Consider the following 1,569-nt stretch of genomic DNA (forward strand, 5'->3'; position numbering starts at 1 on the left):
GATATCCATAGGAGTCCTCGTGAAATATAGGATCTAATTTGGGCTGTAAAACTAGAACTGCCGACATTTGCGCGATCCGATCGATGACAGAAGGAATACCTAAGTGACGGGTACCACCTCCTGATTTTGGTATTTCTACCAAACGAACGGACATAGGATGGTAACTCCCTGAGGACATTCGATTCCATAGCTTGTACAGATTTGACTTTAAACTTTTGTCAAAATCGGCTATAGTAACTTGGTCTACTCCTGCAGCTCCCTGATTTGACTTAACCTTCTCATACCCTTCCAGTATGAGTCGTTTTGGAATTTTAAATGACTTTGCTTCTTGCATTGGTTCCTCCTAATATCTTAGTTGACTAATTCAATTAGCTGAATAATGTATCCCCTTCGCTCAGATACCATTACAGCATCCTTAATAACTAATACGGAACACTCCGCCCCTGTGACTGTATCGGTACTCTTAACCTTGCAGGACCGCTGCTTGGTCATCTCCCTTAACAACAGACGACAGGTTCCCAAGTTCCATAATTACGCCTCTATACAGATCATGTCACCTTTGTGCCGGATGCCGTTTGATCAGTAAACAGGTAACCTTCAAACTTATCCCGGGTTAACGACTTCCCCCCGGTTTTGACATCATTCCTACGCTTTCGACATGTCATCAGTGATTCCCTTGCGGTCATCTTCTGTATAGTTATCTGACAGTTTAACTTGCCTTTTCCGTATCGCTCACTACCACACCTCTTTAATGTAGCAGCATACGACGATTTGAAACCAGTTCCTGCAAACCCATCTCGGAGGGCCTTCCTCCATCATAATCATAGCATTGAAATCAATCTTAACGGACTGTTTTCATTCTTGGCGCACAATCATCAGCGTAACGTACAAATTTGTGTCCTCGAGATTCCAGTTCTTTGTCCAGTTCATCAAGCATAATATTGCTCAAAAGTGGGCTTAGTGGGCCTCCTTGAGGTACACCTTCTGTAGTTACTATAGTCCTTCCGTTTATTTCTACACCTGCTCTCAAGTATTTATGAATCAGCCAAATCAATCTTCCGTCTTTAATCTTCCTAGACAGTAACTCAATCAGTTTACTGTGATTAACCCTATCGAAGAACTTCTCTAGGTCCATATCTACAGCATACTTGTAGCCTTTTTGAATGTAGGATCTGCATTTGATAAGCGCTTGGTGAGCGTTGCGACCCGGACGAAAACCATAGCTGTGGTCACTGAATTCAGGTTCGTAAATCGGCGTCAGGATTTGACTGATACCCTGTTGGATGAGCCGGTCAACTACCGTTGGGATGCCTAGAAGGCGTTTTGACCCATTGTCTTTAGGAATTTCAACACGTCTTACTGCAGCAGGAGAATAATTCCCTTGCGTGATGGATGTTAAAAGTTTCTCATTATGCTCTCTAAGATAATCCACAAGGGATTCGACGCCCATCTTATCGATACCGCAAGCACCACGATTACCGACCACTTGGAGGTAGGCAGCATTTAGGTTCTGACGGTCAAGAAGTTGTTCTAACAGTTCATCTACTCGTGTGTTTGTGTCTGTGAGGT

Annotated in this window: 1 protein-coding gene and 1 pseudogene; both read right to left on the reverse strand. The window is 43.4% G+C overall.

Annotated features, from left to right (window positions below):
* A pseudogene (locus EDC17_RS16715) lies at positions 1-334 on the reverse strand (group II intron reverse transcriptase/maturase); the annotation flags it as partial.
* Between the two features lie 507 nt (positions 335-841).
* Positions 842-1,569 (reverse strand): reverse transcriptase domain-containing protein (locus EDC17_RS16720; protein WP_132779367.1); only part of this gene is annotated, 728 nt, incomplete at its 5' end.

Source organism: Sphingobacterium alimentarium, from assembly GCF_004342685.1.
Taxonomy (GTDB): domain Bacteria; phylum Bacteroidota; class Bacteroidia; order Sphingobacteriales; family Sphingobacteriaceae; genus Sphingobacterium; species Sphingobacterium alimentarium.